Source organism: Streptomyces sodiiphilus (genome assembly GCF_039529215.1).
GTDB classification, from domain to species: domain Bacteria; phylum Actinomycetota; class Actinomycetes; order Streptomycetales; family Streptomycetaceae; genus Streptomyces; species Streptomyces sodiiphilus.
Genome location: NZ_BAAAMJ010000027.1, coordinates 47,135 through 65,477, shown reverse-complemented (window position 1 = coordinate 65,477; position 18,343 = coordinate 47,135). Strand labels below are relative to the sequence as shown.

13 protein-coding genes and 1 tRNA gene are annotated in these 18,343 nt (G+C 68.2%); 13 read left to right on the top strand and 1 reads right to left on the bottom strand.

Translation table 11 applies throughout. The features are described 5' to 3' along the window. Positions 1–97: 97 nt before the first annotated feature. A complete protein-coding gene (locus ABD299_RS13225; RefSeq protein WP_344261819.1) occupies positions 98–1,342 on the bottom strand; it encodes a pyridoxal phosphate-dependent aminotransferase in 1,245 nt (414 codons plus the stop codon). Positions 1,343–1,532: 190 nt separating this feature from the next. Between ABD299_RS13225 and ABD299_RS13220 the strand changes: the two genes are divergently transcribed. From ABD299_RS13220 to fusA, 13 genes are all read left to right on the top strand, one after another. Continuing rightward, positions 1,533–1,605: transfer RNA gene (locus ABD299_RS13220), tRNA-Trp, on the top strand. A 66-nt stretch (positions 1,606–1,671) separates the two neighbouring features. After that, positions 1,672–1,941, top strand: coding sequence for a preprotein translocase subunit SecE (gene secE, locus ABD299_RS13215; RefSeq protein ID WP_425581325.1), 270 nt, complete (start codon positions 1,672–1,674; stop codon positions 1,939–1,941). A gap of 136 nt (positions 1,942–2,077) precedes the next feature. Next, the gene (gene nusG / locus ABD299_RS13210; protein ID WP_425581327.1) at positions 2,078–2,872 is read left to right on the top strand and encodes a transcription termination/antitermination protein NusG; all 795 of its coding nucleotides are present in this window, start codon (positions 2,078–2,080) and stop codon (positions 2,870–2,872) included. A 221-nt stretch (positions 2,873–3,093) separates the two neighbouring features. Next, positions 3,094–3,528 carry a 50S ribosomal protein L11 gene (rplK, locus tag ABD299_RS13205; RefSeq protein WP_344261815.1) on the top strand — a complete coding sequence of 145 codons (435 nt, stop codon included), beginning with the start codon at positions 3,094–3,096 and terminating at the stop codon, positions 3,526–3,528. Positions 3,529–3,631: 103 nt separating this feature from the next. Beyond that, positions 3,632–4,348, top strand: a complete 717-nt coding sequence (rplA, locus tag ABD299_RS13200) for a 50S ribosomal protein L1 (RefSeq protein ID WP_344261813.1) — start codon at positions 3,632–3,634, stop codon at positions 4,346–4,348. A gap of 146 nt (positions 4,349–4,494) precedes the next feature. Beyond that, positions 4,495–5,415 (top strand): SCO4651 family lipoprotein, encoded by a 921-nt coding sequence (locus ABD299_RS13195; RefSeq protein WP_344261811.1) that lies wholly within the window; start codon positions 4,495–4,497, stop codon positions 5,413–5,415. A 367-nt stretch (positions 5,416–5,782) separates the two neighbouring features. Beyond that, positions 5,783–6,343, top strand: coding sequence for a 50S ribosomal protein L10 (gene rplJ / locus ABD299_RS13190; protein WP_344261810.1), 561 nt, complete (start codon positions 5,783–5,785; stop codon positions 6,341–6,343). 85 nt (positions 6,344–6,428) lie between these two features. Beyond that, complete coding sequence (gene rplL, locus ABD299_RS13185; protein WP_344261808.1) at positions 6,429–6,818, top strand: 50S ribosomal protein L7/L12; 390 nt, start codon at positions 6,429–6,431, stop codon at positions 6,816–6,818. A gap of 506 nt (positions 6,819–7,324) precedes the next feature. Beyond that, positions 7,325–10,810, top strand: coding sequence for a DNA-directed RNA polymerase subunit beta (gene rpoB / locus ABD299_RS13180; protein WP_344261806.1), 3,486 nt, complete (start codon positions 7,325–7,327; stop codon positions 10,808–10,810). A 122-nt stretch (positions 10,811–10,932) separates the two neighbouring features. Beyond that, entirely contained in the window at positions 10,933–14,832 is a 3,900-nt protein-coding gene (locus ABD299_RS13175) for a DNA-directed RNA polymerase subunit beta' (protein ID WP_344261927.1), read from the top strand. Between the two features lie 383 nt (positions 14,833–15,215). Further along, on the top strand, positions 15,216–15,587 hold the full coding sequence (gene rpsL / locus ABD299_RS13170; RefSeq protein ID WP_003948652.1) for a 30S ribosomal protein S12: 372 nt from the start codon (positions 15,216–15,218) through the stop codon (positions 15,585–15,587). Positions 15,588–15,589: 2 nt separating this feature from the next. Further along, entirely contained in the window at positions 15,590–16,060 is a 471-nt protein-coding gene (rpsG, locus tag ABD299_RS13165) for a 30S ribosomal protein S7 (RefSeq protein WP_113689428.1), read from the top strand. A gap of 38 nt (positions 16,061–16,098) precedes the next feature. After that, entirely contained in the window at positions 16,099–18,222 is a 2,124-nt protein-coding gene (gene fusA, locus ABD299_RS13160) for an elongation factor G (protein ID WP_344261800.1), read from the top strand. Positions 18,223–18,343: the final 121 nt, after the last annotated feature.

Here is an 18,343-nt window from a genome sequence, read left to right as displayed (position 1 = left end):
GAACGAGCGCCACCCCGAACAGCGAAGCGGGCCGCCGCCGCCCGCGCGGGCCGCGGCCGGCCGCCTCCGCCGGATCGGCGGTGCCGTGCGGGTGAGGTCAGTCGCGGGCCTCGGCCAGCAGCTTCTGGATCCGGGAGACGCCCTCCACCAGGTCCTCGTCGCCCAGCGCGTAGGACAGCCGCAGGTAGCCGGGGGTGCCGAAGGCCTCACCGGGGACGACCGCGACCTCGGCCTCCTCCAGGATCACCTCGGCCAGCTCGACGGAGCTCTGCGGCCGGCGGCCCCGCAGCTCCTTGCCGAGCAGCCCCTTGACCGACGGGTAGGCGTAGAACGCGCCCTCCGGCTCGGGGCAGGTGACGCCGTCGATCTCGTTGAGCATCCGGACGATGGTCCGGCGCCGGCGGTCGAAGGCCTCGCGCATCCTCGCCACGGCGTCCAGGTCGCCGGAGACCGCGGCCAGCGCCGCCACCTGCGCCACGTTGCTCACGTTGGAGGTGGCGTGCGACTGGAGGTTGGAGGCGGCCTTGACGACGTCCTTCGGGCCGATGATCCAGCCGACCCGCCAGCCGGTCATGGCGTACGTCTTGGCGACGCCGTTGACCACGATGCACTTGTCGGCCAGCTCGGGGACCACCACCGGCAGCGAGGTGAACGTGGCGTCCCCGTACACCAGGTGCTCGTAGATCTCGTCGGTCAGCACCCACAGGCCGTGCTCGGCGGCCCAGCGGCCGACGGCCTCCACCTGCTCGCGGGAGTAGACCGCGCCGGTGGGGTTCGACGGGGAGACGAACACCAGCATCTTCGTCTTCTCCGTGCGGGCTGCCTCCAGCTGCTCCACGGAGACCCGGTAGCCGGTGGTCTCGTCGGCGACGACATCCACCGGCACGCCGCCCGCCAGACGGATCGACTCGGGATAGGTGGTCCAGTAGGGAGCCGGGACCAGGACCTCGTCGCCCGGGTCGAGGACGGCGGCGAAGGCCTCGTAGATGGCCTGCTTCCCGCCGTTGGTGACCAGGATCTGGCTCGCCTCGACCTCGTAGCCGGAGTCGCGCAGCGTCTTGGCGGCGATGGCGGCCTTCAGCTCCGGCAGCCCCGCGGCCGGGGTGTAGCGGTGGTTGCGGGGGTCGCGGCAGGCCTCCACGGCGGCCTCGACGATGTAGTCGGGGGTCGGGAAGTCCGGCTCGCCGGCGCCGAACCCGATCACCGGGCGGCCGGCGGCCTTGAGGGCCTTCGCCTTGGCGTCGACGGCGAGGGTGGCGGATTCGGAGATCGCACCGACGCGGACCGAGACCCTGCGGTCCGTCGGCGAAGCGGCTGACTGTGAGGGGGATGCGGCACTCATAGGGGCATCGTCGCAGACCGGGGGCGGCCGGGGCACGGCGGCTCGGAGGGTGGAACCGGTGGCTGAAAGCTACCTGTTCGACGCACGGCGTTCCAGCACGTACACTCGTCCCTCGTTGGTCCTCACCGGCCGCTGCCGGTCGGGCACATTCTCGTGTCCGTACCGATGGGGTAGGTTGGGATCACCGCAAAGGGTCGTAGCTCAATTGGTAGAGCACTGGTCTCCAAAACCAGCGGTTGGGGGTTCAAGTCCCTCCGGCCCTGCTACACGCGCCGTGCCCATGGTGCGTGCACGCACGCACGGCAATTACCGGGATCAGGTGAGGACGAGTGGCTGGCATCACGGACTCCGTCGAGGCGCCGGAGCCCCGGGGGGAAGGCACCGGCCGCCGGGGCAGGCGAGGCAAGAAGGGCCCGCTCGGCAGGCTCGCTCTCTTCTACCGCCAGATCATCGCGGAACTCCGCAAGGTCGTCTGGCCCACCCGGCACCAGCTGACGACCTACACCATCGCGGTGATCGTCTTCGTTCTCGTCGTCATCGGCATCCTCGTCGTGCTTGACTGGGGATTCAGCCGGGTCGTCGAGTACGTCTTCGGCTGAGCCGTTCCGGGAGGGGCACGGGTCCGTGGTCCCTGCCGGATGATCCACCCCATTTGAGGAAGAAGCAGCTACCGTGTCTGACCCGAATCCGAACGACTCCGGGCCCGCCGAGCAAGGCGAGGGCACCCCGCGCGACATCCTCGAAGCAGCCGGCACGGCAGACGAGCACCCCGGCACTGCCGAGGCGGACACCGAAGCAGCGGAGGCCGGCACCGAGGACACCGGCGCCGAGGCCGAAGCCGCCGGTGAGCAGACCGGGACGGACGCCGGCGCGGAGGCGGAGGCCGCGGAGCCGGAGGCCGAGCCCGAGCCGGTGGACCCGGTGGCACAGCTGCGCGAGGAGCTGCGCACTCTGCCCGGCGAGTGGTACGTCGTGCACACCTACGCGGGCTACGAGAACCGCGTCAAGACGAACCTGGAGCAGCGCGCCGTCTCGCTGAACGTCGAGGACTACATCTTCGCGGTCGAGGTGCCGCAGGAAGAGGTCGTCCAGATCAAGAACGGCGACCGCCGCACCGTCAAGCAGAACAAGCTCCCCAGCTACGTCCTGGTCCGGATGGACCTGACGAACGAGTCCTGGGGCGTGGTGCGCAACACCCCCGGCGTCACCGGTTTCGTGGGCAACGCCTACGACCCGTACCCGCTGACGCTGGACGAGATCGTGAAGATGCTGGCCCCCGAGGTCGAGCAGAAGGCCGCCCGCGAGGCGGCGGCCGAGTCCGGTGTGCCGGCCGGCGGGCGCAAGGTCGAGGTCCAGGTCCTGGACTTCGAGGTGGGCGACTCGGTCACCGTCACCGACGGCCCCTTCGCCACTCTGCAGGCGACGATCAACGAGATCAACGCCGACTCCAAGAAGGTCAAGGGGCTGGTGGAGATCTTCGGCCGGGAGACCCCGGTGGAGCTGAGCTTCGACCAGATCCAGAAGAACTGACGGCCGCACCGCAGCCGGCGCGAGGGCCCGGCCGGACAGGAATGTCCGGCCGGGCCCTTCACGCGTGTCCGGTCCGCGGCCGGGCGGGCGCCCGGATTTCAGTTGAACCGTCCTACCCGTTATCGTGGGGCGGTATGCCTGCGTGCGGACGGCTTCCGGTTCTCCGGGGGCCCCGCGGACCGCGGGCCTCGAACACCTCTCACTAAGGACCCGGAGAGAGCATGCCTCCCAAGAAGAAGAAGGTCGCGGGGCTGATCAAGCTCCAGATCCAGGCCGGTGCCGCGAACCCCGCCCCGCCGGTCGGTCCGGCGCTGGGTCAGCACGGCGTCAACATCATGGAGTTCTGCAAGGCCTACAACGCCGCGACCGAGTCGCAGCGCGGCTGGGTCGTGCCGGTGGAGATCACGGTCTACGAGGACCGCTCCTTCACCTTCATCACCAAGACCCCGCCGGCCGCGAAGATGATCCTCAAGGCCGCGGGTGTGGAGAAGGGCTCCGGCGAGCCGCACAAGACCAAGGTCGCGAAGATCACGCGTGACCAGGTGCGGGAGATCGCCACCACCAAGATGGCCGACCTCAACGCCAACGACCTGGACGCCGCCGAGAAGATCATCGCCGGTACCGCCCGTTCCATGGGCGTCACCGTCGAGGGCTGACGGCCCCCTGGTCCGGCCCGTGGCCGGACCGCCATCCACCACCGTGGCAGGGCCCTGCGCCGGCCCGTACCACGACTCCGAACCGCACTCTTCAGGAGCAGCAGTGAAGCGCAGCAAGTCCCTCCGCAGCGCGGACGCCAAGGTCGACAGGACCCAGGCGTACTCCCCGCTGGCGGCTGTCCGTCTGGCCAAGGAAACCTCCACCACCAAGTTCGACGCGACCGTCGAGGTGGCCATGCGCCTGGGTGTCGACCCGCGCAAGGCCGACCAGATGGTCCGCGGCACCGTGAACCTCCCGCACGGCACCGGCAAGACCGCCCGGGTCCTGGTCTTCGCGACCGGTGAGCGTGCCGCGGCCGCGGAAGCCGCGGGGGCCGACATCGTCGGCTCCGACGAACTGATCGCCGAGGTCGCCGGCGGCCGGCTGGACTTCGACGCCGTGGTGGCCACGCCGGACCTGATGGGCAAGGTCGGCCGTCTGGGCCGGGTGCTCGGTCCGCGTGGTCTGATGCCGAACCCCAAGACCGGCACCGTCACCCCGGACGTCGCCAAGGCCGTCACCGACATCAAGGGCGGCAAGATCGAGTTCCGTGTGGACAAGCACGCGAACCTCCACTTCATCATCGGCAAGGTGTCCTTCGACGAGCGCCAGCTCGTCGAGAACTACGCCGCGGCGATGGAGGAGATCCAGCGGCTGAAGCCCTCGGCGGCCAAGGGCCGGTACATCAAGAAGGCCACCATCACCACCACGATGGGCCCCGGCATCCCGGTCGACGGCAACCGCACCCGCAACCTCCTGGCGGAGGACGCCGCGGTCTGACCGCAGCCTTCCCGTGGCGGTCGCGCCACCCCTGCATTCGGCACCTGTCTCCGTTCTGTCACAGACCGGGGGCAGGTGCCGTTTGCTTGATCACCCTGCGCTACTGTGAGGGTCGACCAAAGGTTTTCAGTACGAAGGTGGGGAACATGCGTCCCATACGCAAAGGCGCGCTCGCTGTGGCCACGGCCGCACTGCTGATAGGCACGGCGGCGTGCAGCGGGGACTCCGGCTCGTCCGATGACGCCGGATCGTCCGGCAATGGCGGGGCGGCCTCCCGGTCCGCCTTCGAGGCCCTTCAGGCAGCTGCGGAGAAGACCCAGGAGATCACCTCCGCGGACATCGAGATGGTCGTGCGCGCGCCGGGGTCCGCCGGCGGCGACATGACGATGACGGGCTCCATGTCCTGGGAGCCGACCCTGGCCATGGACATCACCGCGACTGGCCCGGACCTGAACGAGGACGGGATCTCCATGATCTTCCTCGACAACGTCATGTACATGAACCTCGGCGAGGAGATGGCCGCCGAGACCGGCGGTGCCAGCTGGCTCAAGATGGACTTCGCGGCCATCGCGGAGGAGAGCGGCGACGACGAGATCGCCGACGCGCTGACCCACGGCATGGGCGAGCAGCAGCAGAGCCCGCAGGAGCAGCTCGCGCTGCTCCTGGAGTCCTCCGGCGTCGAGCACATGGGCCAGGAGACCCTGAACGGCGAGAAGGTCGACCGCTACTCGGGCACCGTCACGCTGGAGGAGGCCCTGGAGGGCTCCGGCGAGGGCGTCCTGGACGAGGCGGAGCGCACCGAGCTCATCGAAACTCTGCGCGAGCAGGGCATCGAGAGCTTCGACATCGACGTCTGGGTGGACGGCAACGACTTCCCGGTCCAGATCCACCAGGCCTTCGAGACTCCCGAGGGCAAGATGGTCACCGAGACCGCCTACTCCAACTACGGCACCTCCGTCACGGTGGAGGCGCCGCCGGAGGACGAGACCATCGACTTCATGGAGATGATGGCCGGCCTCGCCGGTGACTTCGAGGACGAGGGCTGGGACGAGGACTGGGACGAGTAGGACCCGCCATCCGGTGAACGGGCCGGGACGGCGCCTGCGGGCGGCGTCCCGGCCCGTCGGGCGATTTGCCTGCGGGGAAACCGGTCGCGTAGTCTTCCCCCGAAGCCAAAGACCGCTGGTCGTTGCCTTGGACCCCCGCAGGGGAGTCACCGAGGTGGCCGAAGGATCCGCTGATCGCGGACGACCTGCGCAGGTGACCGGGACCCGCCCGCACACTCCGTGTGCCGGAGCGGGAGCACACGTCCGGCCCGCCGCCCTCCGGGTGGCAGCCGAGACGTTCCACGCCCCGAGCGCCTGCGCCGGGGCGTTTCGTCGTTGCCGGCCCCTTCCGTGCGGTCCGTATCACCCGGAAGGAGGGCCGAGGTTCATGGCGAGTCCCGACAAGGTCGCAGCCGTCGCGGAGATCAAGGAGAAGTTCCAGAACTCCAACGCCGCTGTCGTCACCGCGTACACCGGTCTCACCGTGGCGCAGCTGAAGGACCTGCGCCGTTCTCTCGGTGAGAGCGCTCAGTACCGCGTGGCGAAGAACACGCTGACCAAGATCGCGGCCAATGAGGCCGGGGTCACCGAGCTGGACGAGTTCTTCCAGGGCTCGACGGCGGTCGCCTTCGTGACCGGTGACCCGGTCGCGGCGGCGAAGGGTCTGCGCGACTTCGCGAAGGACCACCCCGCCCTGGTCATCAAGGGCGGCGTGCTCGACGGCAAGGCGCTGTCCGCCGAAGAGATCAACAAGCTTGCGGACCTCGAGTCCCGCGAGGTGCTGCTCGCCAAGCTGGCCGGTGGCATGAAGGCGTCCATGGCCAAGGCCGCGGCGACCTTCCAGGCACCGCTGTCGAAGTTCGTCCGCACCGCGGACGCGCTTCGGGACAAGCGCGAGCAGGGCGGTGCCGGTACGCCGGCTCCCGCCGAGGCCGCGGCCGCGGAGTAGTCACCGCGCGCTCCGGTCGCAGCGGGCCCGTACGCCCGCCGACATGTACACCCGGCACCAGCCGACTTAGTGGAAGGACGCCATCATGGCGAAGCTCAGCCAGGAAGACCTGCTCGCGCAGTTCGAGGAAATGACCCTGATCGAGCTCTCCGAGTTCGTGAAGAAGTTCGAGGAGAAGTTCGACGTCGAGGCCGCCGCCCCGGCCGCCGTCGTCGCCGCCGCCCCGGGTGGTGCCGGTGGCGACGCCGCCGCCGCCGAGGAGCAGGACGAGTTCGACGTCATCCTCACCGGTGCCGGCGCCAAGAAGATCCAGGTCATCAAGGTCGTGCGCGAGCTGACCTCGCTGGGTCTGAAGGAGGCCAAGGACCTGGTCGACGGCACCCCGAAGCCGGTCCTGGAGAAGGTCGACAAGGCCGCCGCGGACAAGGCCAAGGAGGCCCTCGAGGGCGCCGGCGCCTCCGTCGAGGTCAAGTGACACCGGAGCCCTCACCGGCTCCCGTCGCCAGGGGCGGTCACCCTTCGGGGTGGCCGCCCCCGGCCGCTTCCGGACGCGGCCTCCTTGCTCTGGGCCATGCGCCAGGTATGGTGATCTGTGGCTGTCCGGATTCCGTCGGGCGGCCGGGGTGCCGCCGGCGGCGGCAACAGCGGGCCGGGGCTCTTGACGAACCGCCCCACTCGCGCGATTCTCGGGACGCGATGAACATCGGTCCGTGATTCGATGCATGGATCGGCGGCGATGCGGGAATTGATGCGGCAAGCGAGTCCGGACCCCGGTGACCGAGGCAGCCGGGAGGGTCTCGCGGACAGGCGAGGCGAGAGCGGGGAAACCGGTGCTGTGGCGGTCTCCGGATACCGGCATTGGACATCAGTGGGTCTTGTGGCTACACTGACCCTTTGCGCTGCCTATTAGCTTTCTCCCTGTCCGTCACCAGGGGGACCGGTATGCGCGCAGTGAGTCCGAGCCCTCGGAAGGACCCCCTCTTGGCCGCCTCGCGCAACGCCTCGACCGTACACACGAATAACGGCACCAGCACCGCACCCCTGCGTGTCTCTTTTGCGAAGATCAAGGAGCCTCTCGAGGTTCCGAACCTCCTTGCGCTGCAAACCGAGAGCTTCGACTGGCTGCTCGGCAACGACGCCTGGAAGGCCCGAGTCGAGGCCGCGCTGGAGAGTGGGCAGGGCGTCCCCACCAAGTCCGGGCTGGAGGAGATCTTCGAGGAGATCTCCCCCATCGAGGACTTCTCCGGGTCGATGTCGCTCACCTTCCGCGACCACCGGTTCGAGCCGCCCAAGAACTCCATCGACGAGTGCAAGGAGCGCGACTTCACGTACGCCGCACCGCTCTTCGTCACCGCCGAGTTCACCAACAACGAGACCGGCGAGATCAAGTCCCAGACGGTCTTCATGGGTGACTTCCCGCTCATGACCGACAAGGGCACCTTCTGCATCAACGGCACCGAGCGTGTCGTGGTCTCCCAGCTGGTCCGCTCGCCCGGCGTCTACTTCGACAGCAGCATCGACAAGACCTCGGACAAGGACCTGTTCTCGGCCAAGATCATCCCGTCCCGGGGTGCCTGGCTGGAGATGGAGATCGACAAGCGCGACATGGTCGGTGTCCGCATCGACCGCAAGCGCAAGCAGTCCGTCACGGTGCTGCTGAAGGCCCTGGGCTGGACCTCCGAGCAGATCCTGGAGGAGTTCGGCGAGTACGAGTCGATGCGCGCCACCCTGGAGAAGGACCACACCCAGGGGCAGGACGACGCGCTGCTCGACATCTACCGCAAGCTCCGCCCGGGCGAGCCGCCGACCCGCGAGGCCGCGCAGACCCTGCTGGAGAACCTGTACTTCAACCCCAAGCGGTACGACCTGGCCAAGGTCGGCCGGTACAAGATCAACAAGAAGCTCGGCGGCGACGAGCCGCTGGACGCCGGCGTGCTGACGACCGAGGACGTCATCGCCACGATCAAGTACCTGGTCAAGCTGCACGCCGGGGAGACCGAGACGGTCACCTCCAACGGCCGGACCATCGTGGTCGAGACCGACGACATCGACCACTTCGGCAACCGCCGCCTGCGCAACGTGGGCGAGCTCATCCAGAACCAGGTCCGTACCGGCCTGGCCCGGATGGAGCGCGTGGTCCGGGAGCGGATGACCACCCAGGACGTCGAGGCGATCACGCCGCAGACCCTGATCAACATCCGGCCGGTCGTCGCCTCCATCAAGGAGTTCTTCGGCACCAGCCAGCTGTCCCAGTTCATGGACCAGACCAATCCGCTGTCCGGCCTGACGCACAAGCGCCGGCTCTCGGCGCTGGGCCCCGGCGGTCTGAGCCGTGAGCGGGCGGGCCTCGAGGTCCGTGACGTGCACCCCTCGCACTACGGCCGGATGTGCCCGATCGAGACCCCCGAGGGTCCGAACATCGGTCTGATCGGCTCGCTGGCGGCCTTCGGCCGGGTCAACGCCTTCGGTTTCGTCGAGACGCCCTACCGCAAGGTGCGCGACGGCGTGGTCACCGACGAGGTCGACTACCTGACGGCGGACGAGGAGGACCGCTTCGTGATCGCCCAGGCGAACGCGAAGCTGACCGACGACTACCGCTTCGCCGAGTCCCGGGTGCTGGTCCGCCGCCGTGGCGGCGAGGTGGACTACATCCCGGGTTCCGAGGTCGACTACATGGACGTCTCGCCGCGCCAGATGGTGTCGGTGGCCACGGCCATGATCCCGTTCCTGGAGCACGACGACGCCAACCGCGCGCTCATGGGCTCGAACATGATGCGCCAGGCCGTCCCGCTGCTGAAGGCGGAGGCCCCGCTGGTGGGCACCGGCATGGAGTACCGCTGCGCGACGGACGCCGGCGATGTGATCAAGGCCGACCAGGACGCCGTCATCACCGACGTCTCGGCCGACTACATCTCCGCGGAGAACGCCGACGGCACCCACGTCACCTACCGGCTGTCGAAGTTCCACCGCTCCAACCAGGGCACCTCGTTCAACCAGAAGGTCCTCGTCGAGGAGGGCCAGGAGGTGAAGGCCGGTCAGGTCATCGCCGACGGCCCGTCCACCGACGAGGGCGAGATGGCGCTGGGCAAGAACCTGCTGGTCGCGTTCATGCCCTGGGAGGGCTACAACTACGAGGACGCGATCATCCTCTCGCAGCGCCTGGTGCAGGACGACGTCCTGTCCTCGATCCACATCGACGAGCACGAGGTGGACGCCCGGGACACCAAGCTCGGCCCCGAGGAGATCACCCGGGACATCCCGAACGTCTCCGAGGAGGTGCTGGCCGACCTCGACGATCGCGGCATCATCCGGATCGGCGCCGAGGTCGAGGCGGGCGACATCCTGGTCGGCAAGGTCACCCCGAAGGGTGAGACCGAGCTGACCCCCGAGGAGCGGCTGCTGCGCGCGATCTTCGGTGAGAAGGCCCGCGAGGTCCGTGACACCTCGCTGAAGGTGCCGCACGGCGAGACCGGCAAGGTCATCGGCGTCCGGGTCTTCGACCGCGAGGAGGGCGACGAGCTGCCGCCGGGCGTGAACCAGCTGGTCCGCGTCTACGTGGCGCAGAAGCGCAAGATCACCGACGGCGACAAGCTGGCCGGCCGGCACGGCAACAAGGGCGTCATCTCCAAGATCCTGCCGGTCGAGGACATGCCGTTCATGGAGGACGGCACCCCGGTCGACGTCATCCTGAACCCCCTGGGCGTCCCCTCCCGGATGAACCCGGGCCAGGTCCTGGAGATCCACCTGGGCTGGCTGGCCTCCCAGGGCTGGCAGGTCGAAGGGCTGGACGCCGAGTGGAAGCAGCGGCTGGCCGCGATCGGCGCGGACGATGTCGCCCCCGGCACCAACGTCGCCACCCCGGTGTTCGATGGCGCCCGCGAGGACGAGATGGCCGGCCTCTTCGAGTCGACCATTCCCAACCGCGACGGCGACCGGCTGGTGCTCCCCTCCGGGAAGGCGCGCCTGTACGACGGCCGCTCCGGCGAGCCGTTCCCGGACCCGGTCTCGGTCGGGTACATGTACATCCTCAAGCTCCACCACCTGGTCGACGACAAGCTCCACGCGCGTTCGACCGGTCCGTACTCCATGATCACCCAGCAGCCGCTCGGCGGTAAGGCCCAGTTCGGCGGCCAGCGCTTCGGTGAGATGGAGGTCTGGGCCCTGGAGGCGTACGGCGCCGCCTACGCGCTCCAGGAGCTGCTGACGATCAAGTCCGACGACGTCACCGGCCGGGTGAAGGTCTACGAGGCGATCGTGAAGGGCGAGAACATCCCGGAGCCCGGCATCCCGGAGTCCTTCAAGGTGCTCATCAAGGAAATGCAGTCGCTCTGCCTCAACGTGGAGGTGCTGTCCTCGGACGGCATGTCCATCGAGATGCGTGACACCGACGAGGACGTCTTCCGCGCGGCGGAAGAGCTCGGTATCGACCTGTCCCGGCGCGAGCCGAGCAGCGTCGAAGAGGTCTGACGGGCCCGGCCGTGAGTCCCTCCCGCTCCTCCCGCCGCCCGCGGAGGAGCGGGAGGGCCCCGGCCGTCCCCGCGACCCCGTTCAGACCATTTTTGACACGACCCTGAGAGGGATTGACGACAGTGCTCGACGTCAACTTCTTCGACGAACTGCGGATCGGCCTCGCCACCGCTGACGACATCCGTCAGTGGTCCCACGGTGAGGTCAAGAAGCCGGAGACCATCAACTACCGCACGCTCAAGCCCGAGAAGGACGGCCTCTTCTGCGAGAAGATCTTCGGCCCCACCCGGGACTGGGAGTGCTACTGCGGCAAGTACAAGCGCGTCCGCTTCAAGGGCATCATCTGTGAGCGCTGCGGCGTCGAGGTGACCCGCGCCAAGGTGCGCCGTGAGCGGATGGGCCACATCGAACTGGCCGCCCCCGTCACCCACATCTGGTACTTCAAGGGTGTGCCCTCCCGCCTGGGCTACCTGCTGGACCTGGCGCCGAAGGACCTGGAGAAGGTCATCTACTTCGCCGCGTACATGATCACGTACGTGGACGAGGAGCGCCGCACCCGCGACCTGCCCTCGCTGGAGGCACACGTCTCCGTCGAGCGCCAGCAGATCGAGCAGCGCCGCGACGCGGACCTGGAGGCCCGGGCCAAGAAGCAGGAGGCCGACCTGGCCGAGCTGGAGGCCGAGGGCGCCAAGGCGGACGTGCGCCGCAAGGTGCGTGAGGGCGCCGAGCGCGAGATGAAGCAGATCCGCGACCGCGCCCAGCGCGAGATCGACCGGCTCGACGACGTGTGGAACCGCTTCAAGAACCTCAAGGTCCAGGACCTGGAGGGCGACGAGCTGCTCTACCGCGAGCTGCGCGACCGCTTCGGCACCTACTTCGACGGCTCGATGGGCGCCGCCGCGCTGCAGAAGCGGCTGGAGACCTTCGACCTGAACGAGGAGGCCGAGCGGCTCCGGGAGATCATCCGGACCGGCAAGGGCCAGAAGAAGACCCGCGCCCTGAAGCGGCTGAAGGTCGTCTCCGCGTTCCTGCAGACCTCCAACAGCCCCAAGGGCATGGTGCTCGACTGCGTCCCCGTGATCCCGCCGGACCTGCGGCCGATGGTGCAGCTGGACGGTGGCCGTTTCGCGACCTCCGACCTGAACGACCTCTACCGCCGGGTCATCAACCGGAACAACCGCCTCAAGCGGCTGCTGGACCTCGGCGCGCCCGAGATCATCGTGAACAACGAGAAGCGGATGCTGCAGGAGGCCGTCGACGCGCTGTTCGACAACGGCCGCCGCGGCCGGCCGGTGACCGGCCCGGGCAACCGTCCGCTGAAGTCGCTGTCCGACATGCTCAAGGGCAAGCAGGGCCGCTTCCGGCAGAACCTGCTGGGCAAGCGCGTCGACTACTCCGCCCGTTCGGTGATCGTCGTCGGCCCGCAGCTCAAGCTGCACCAGTGCGGTCTGCCCAAGGCGATGGCGCTGGAGCTGTTCAAGCCGTTCGTGATGAAGCGTCTGGTGGATCTCAACCACGCGCAGAACATCAAGTCGGCCAAGCGCATGGTCGAGCGCCAGCGCACCGTGGTGTACGACGTCCTCGAAGAGGTCATCGCCGAGCACCCGGTGCTGCTGAACCGTGCCCCGACCCTGCACCGCCTGGGCATCCAGGCCTTCGAACCGCAGCTGGTCGAGGGCAAGGCGATCCAGATCCACCCGCTGGTGTGCACCGCCTTCAACGCGGACTTCGACGGCGACCAGATGGCCGTGCACCTGCCGCTGTCCGCGGAGGCGCAGGCCGAGGCCCGCATCCTGATGCTGTCCTCGAACAACATCCTCAAGCCGGCCGACGGCCGGCCGGTCACCATGCCCACCCAGGACATGGTGCTGGGGCTGTTCTTCCTCACCACCGACGAGGAGGAGCGCGAGGTCAAGGGCGAAGGCCGGTCCTTCGCCTCCACCGCCGAGGCGATCATGGCCTTCGACGCCGGCGAGCTGTCGCTCCAGGCGAAGATCGACATCCGCTTCCCGGTGGGCGCCGTTCCGCCGCGCGGCTGGACACCGCCGGCCTCCGAGGAGGGCGAGCCGCAGTGGCAGCAGGGTGACAGCTTCCGGCTGCGCACCACCCTGGGCCGGGCGCTGTTCAACGAGCTGCTGCCGGAGGACTACCCGTTCGTCGACGAGTCGGTGGGCAAGAAGCAGCTCTCCGCGATCGTCAACGACCTGGCCGAGCGCTACCCCAAGGTCGTCGTCGCCGCGGCGCTGGACAACCTGAAGGCCGCCGGTTACTACTGGGCCACCCGGTCCGGTGTCACCGTCGCCGTCTCCGACATCGTCGTTCCCGAGGCCAAGAAGCAGATCCTCGCGAACTACGAGGCGCAGGACGAGAAGGTCCAGAAGCAGTACGAGCGCGGTCTGATCACCAAGGACGAGCGGACCCAGGAACTCATCGCGATCTGGACGAAGGCGACCAACGAGGTCGCCGAGACCATGAACGAGAACTTCCCGAAGACGAACCCCATCTTCATGATGGTCGACTCGGGAGCCCGCGGAAACATGATGCAGATGCGTCAGATCGCGGGTATGCGAGGCCTGGTCTCCAACGCCAAGAACGAGACGATCCCGCGTCCCATCAAGGCCTCCTTCCGCGAGGGTCTGTCCGTGCTGGAGTACTTCATCTCCACGCACGGCGCCCGGAAGGGTCTGGCGGACACCGCCCTGCGGACCGCCGACTCCGGCTACCTGACCCGGCGTCTGGTGGACGTCTCCCAGGACGTCATCATCCGTGAGGAGGACTGCGGCACCGAGCGCGGCCTCAAGCTGGACATCGCGGTCACCGGCCCGGACGGCGTGCTGCGCAAGACGGAGAACGTGGAGAGCAGCGTCTACGCCCGCTGCCTGGCCGAGGACGTCACCGTCGACGGCACGGTGCTGGCCCCGGCCGGCACCGACCTGGGCGACGTGCTCATCGACGAGCTGGTCCGGCACGGTGTCAAGACGGTCAGGACCCGCTCGGTGCTCACCTGCGAGTCCGCGGTCGGCGCCTGCGCCATGTGCTACGGCCGTTCGCTGGCCACCGGCAAGCTGGTCGACATCGGTGAGGCGGTCGGCATCATCGCCGCCCAGTCCATCGGTGAGCCCGGCACCCAGCTGACGATGCGGACCTTCCACACCGGCGGTGTGGCCGGTGAGGACATCACCCAGGGTCTGCCGCGTGTCGTCGAGCTCTTCGAGGCCCGTACCCCCAAGGGCGTCGCGCCGATCTCCGAGTCGGCCGGCCGGGTGCGGATCGAGGAGACCGAGAAGACCAAGAAGGTCGTCGTCACCCCGGACGACGGGTCGGACGAGACCTCCTACGCGGTCTCCAAGCGGTCCCGGCTGCTGGTGGACGAGGGCGACCACGTCACGGTCGGCCAGCCGCTGACCGTCGGTGCGGCCAACCCGCACGACGTGCTGCGGATCCTCGGCCAGCGGGCGGTGCAGATCTACCTGGTCGGCGAGGTCCAGAAGGTCTACAACTCGCAGGGTGTGGCCATCCACGACAAGCACATCGAGATCATCGTCCGGCAGATGCTGCGCCGGGTGACGATCATCGAGTCCGGGGACGCCGAGCTGCTGCCCGGTGAGCTGGTGGAGCGCTCGAAGTTCGAGAGCGAGAACCGCCGCGTGGTGGCGGAGGGCGGTCACCCCGCCTCCGGCCGTCCGCAGCTCATGGGCATCACCAAGGCGTCGCTGGCCACCGAGTCGTGGCTGTCGGCGGCGTCCTTCCAGGAGACCACGAAGGTGCTGACCGACGCGGCGATCAACGCCAAGTCGGACTCCCTGATCGGCCTCAAGGAGAACGTCATCATCGGTAAGCTCATCCCGGCCGGCACGGGCCTGTCCCGCTACCGGAACATCCGGGTGGAGCCCACCGAGGAGGCGAAGGCCGCGATGTACTCGGCCGTCGGTTACGACGACATCGACTACTCGCCCTTCGGCACCGGCTCCGGCCAGGCGGTCCCGCTGGAGGACTACGACTACGGCCCCTACCAGGGCTGACATGGCTGACGGCACCCGGCTCGGGCCGGGTGCCGGACACCATCGGCGGGCGGTCGCTCCCCAGGGGGCGGGCGCCCGCCGGCGTGTGCGGGCCCGGGCTCCGGAGGCGGGGGCCGGGGAGCGGACACGGAAACCGTGCGCCGTCAAGGCAGCGTGGGTGGTTGTTTTGACCGCAGCCCATGCGCTAGGTAGGCTCTGACCTTGTGCCTGGGGTGTCCCCTGCCTGTTCGCAGCCGGGATTCCGGGATCCGCATCACCTTCCCGCCGTGCGGCGCGGAAGCCTGCGGTATCCGACACACCCGACCGCGTGGGTCGGCGAGTGGCCAGGTTAGCTTTATCGCCGCCGGCTGAACATGGCCGGCAGACATGAAACCGGAGAAACGGTGCCAACGATCCAGCAGCTGGTCCGCAAGGGCCGGCAGGACAAGGTCGAGAAGAACAAGACACCCGCGCTCGAGGGTTCGCCCCAGCGTCGTGGTGTCTGCACGCGTGTGTTCACGACCACCCCGAAGAAGCCGAACTCGGCCCTGCGCAAGGTCGCCCGTGTGCGACTGACCAGTGGTATCGAGGTCACCGCTTACATTCCGGGTGAGGGCCACAACCTCCAGGAGCACTCCATCGTGCTCGTGCGTGGTGGCCGTGTGAAGGACCTGCCGGGTGTTCGTTACAAGATCATCCGCGGCTCCCTCGACACGCAGGGCGTCAAGAACCGCAAGCAGGCTCGCAGCCGCTACGGCGCCAAGAAGGAGAAGTAAGCATGCCTCGTAAGGGCCCTGCCCCGAAGCGCCCGGTCCACATCGACCCGGTCTACGGTTCTCCTCTGGTGACCTCCCTCATCAACAAGGTGCTGCTGAACGGCAAGCGCTCCACCGCCGAGCGCATCGTCTACGGCGCCATGGAGGGGCTGCGGGAGAAGACCGGCAACGACCCGGTCATCACCCTCAAGCGCGCGCTGGAGAACGTCAAGCCGACCCTCGAGGTCCGCTCCCGGCGCGTCGGCGGTGCCACCTACCAGGTGCCGGTCGAGGTCCGCCCCGGCCGCTCCTCCACCCTGGCGCTGCGCTGGCTGGTCGGCTACTCGCGGGCCCGCCGCGAGAAGACCATGACCGAGCGTCTGATGAACGAACTGCTCGACGCCTCCAACGGCCTCGGCGCGTCCGTCAAGAAGCGCGAGGACACCCACAAGATGGCCGAGTCCAACAAGGCCTTCGCGCACTACCGCTGGTAGTCGCTACCCCATCGAGACCGAGAGAAGATCGAAGCCTCATGGCTACTACTTCACTTGACCTGGCCAGGGTCCGCAACATCGGGATCATGGCCCACATCGACGCGGGCAAGACGACCACCACCGAGCGGATCCTGTTCTACACCGGCGTGAGCTACAAGATCGGCGAGGTGCACGACGGCGCCGCGACGATGGACTGGATGGCGCAGGAGCAGGAGCGCGGCATCACCATCACGTCCGCCGCGACCACCTGCCACTGGCCGCTGGACGAGGTCGACCACACCATCAACATCATCGACACGCCCGGGCACGTCGACTTCACCGTCGAGGTGGAGCGTTCGCTGCGGGTGCTCGACGGTGCGGTGACGGTGTTCGACGGCGTGGCCGGCGTGGAGCCGCAGTCCGAGACGGTCTGGCGCCAGGCCGACCGGTACGGCGTGCCGCGGATCTGCTTCGTCAACAAGCTGGACCGCACGGGCGCGGACTTCTTCCGCTGCGTCGACATGATCGTCGACCGCCTGTCCGCGACCCCGCTGGTGATGCAGCTCCCGATCGGTGCCGAGGCCGGCTTCCGTGGCGTGGTGGACCTCGTCCGCATGAAGGCCCTGGTGTGGTCCGAGGAGACCAAGCTCGGTGAGATGTACGACGTCGTCGACATCCCCGAGAACCTCCAGGCCGACGCCGAGGAGTGGCGCGGCAAGCTGGTGGAGGGTGTCGCCGAGAACGACGAGGAGATGATGGAGCTGTACCTGGAGGGCGAGGAGCCCTCCGAGGAGCAGCTGCGCGCGGCGATCCGCCGCATCACCCTCGCCTCCACCGGCGCCGAGGGCTCCACCACCGTCACCCCGGTGTTCTGCGGTACCGCGTTCAAGAACAAGGGCGTGCAGCCCCTGCTCGACGCGGTCGTGCGGTACCTGCCGTCGCCGCTGGACATCGAGGCCGTCGAGGGTTACTCCCCCAAGGACAGCGAGCAGGTCATCGCCCGCAAGCCGTCCGAGGAGGAGCCGCTCGCCGGGCTCGCCTTCAAGATCATGAGCGACCCCCACCTGGGCAAGCTCACCTTCGTCCGGATCTACTCCGGCGTGCTGAAGACCGGCACGCAGGTGATGAACTCGGTGAAGGGCAAGAAGGAGCGCATCGGCAAGATCTACCGGATGCACGCGAACAAGCGTGAGGAGATCGACAGCGTGGGTGCCGGCGACATCGTCGCCGTCATGGGTCTGAAGCAGACCACCACCGGCGAGACCCTCTGCGACGCGGCGGACCAGGTGATCCTGGAGTCGATGGAGTTCCCGGCCCCGGTCATCGAGGTCGCCATCGAGCCCAAGTCGAAGGGCGACCAGGAGAAGCTGGGTGTCGCGATCCAGCGGCTGGCCGAGGAGGACCCGTCCTTCCAGGTCAAGTCCGACGAGGAGACCGGCCAGACCATCATCTCGGGCATGGGCGAGCTGCACCTGGACGTGCTGGTCGACCGCATGAAGCGCGAGTTCAAGGTCGAGGCCAACGTCGGCAAGCCGCAGGTCGCCTACCGGGAGACCCTGCGCAGGGCCGTCGAGAAGGTCGACTACACGCACAAGAAGCAGACCGGTGGTTCCGGTCAGTTCGCGAAGGTGCAGATCAGCGTCGAGCCGCTCGAGGGCGACGGGTACGAGTTCGAGAACAAGGTCACCGGTGGCCGCATCCCGCGGGAGTACATCCCGTCCGTGGACGCCGGCTGCCAGGAGGCGATGGAGTTCGGCGTTCTCGCCGGCTACCCGCTGACCGGTGTCAAGGTGACGCTGCTGGACGGCGCCTACCACGACGTCGACTCGTCCGAGATGGCTTTCAAGATCGCCGGCTCCATGGTGTTCAAGGAGGCCGCGAGGAGGGCCAGCCCGGCCCTGCTCGAACCGCTGATGGCCGTCGAGGTCACCACGCCCGAGGACTACATGGGCGATGTGATCGGTGACATCAACTCCCGCCGTGGCCAGGTTCAGGCCATGGAGGACCGGAGCGGAGCCAAGATCGTCAAGGCTCTGGTGCCGCTCTCGGAGATGTTCGGTTACGTCGGTGACCTGCGGAGCAAGACCTCCGGTCGCGCGAGCTACAGCATGCAGTTCGATTCCTATGGCGAGGTTCCCAAGAACGTCGCGGAGGAGATCATCGCGAAGGCCAAGGGCGAGTAACCCGGGGATTCCCGACTACTCCACCCCTTAAGCTGGAGCACCAACGGCATTCGGGGCATTCCGCCGCAGAACACTCAGGTATTCTGCGGCGGAACCCGGGGCCGGCCCCCAAGCGAACAGG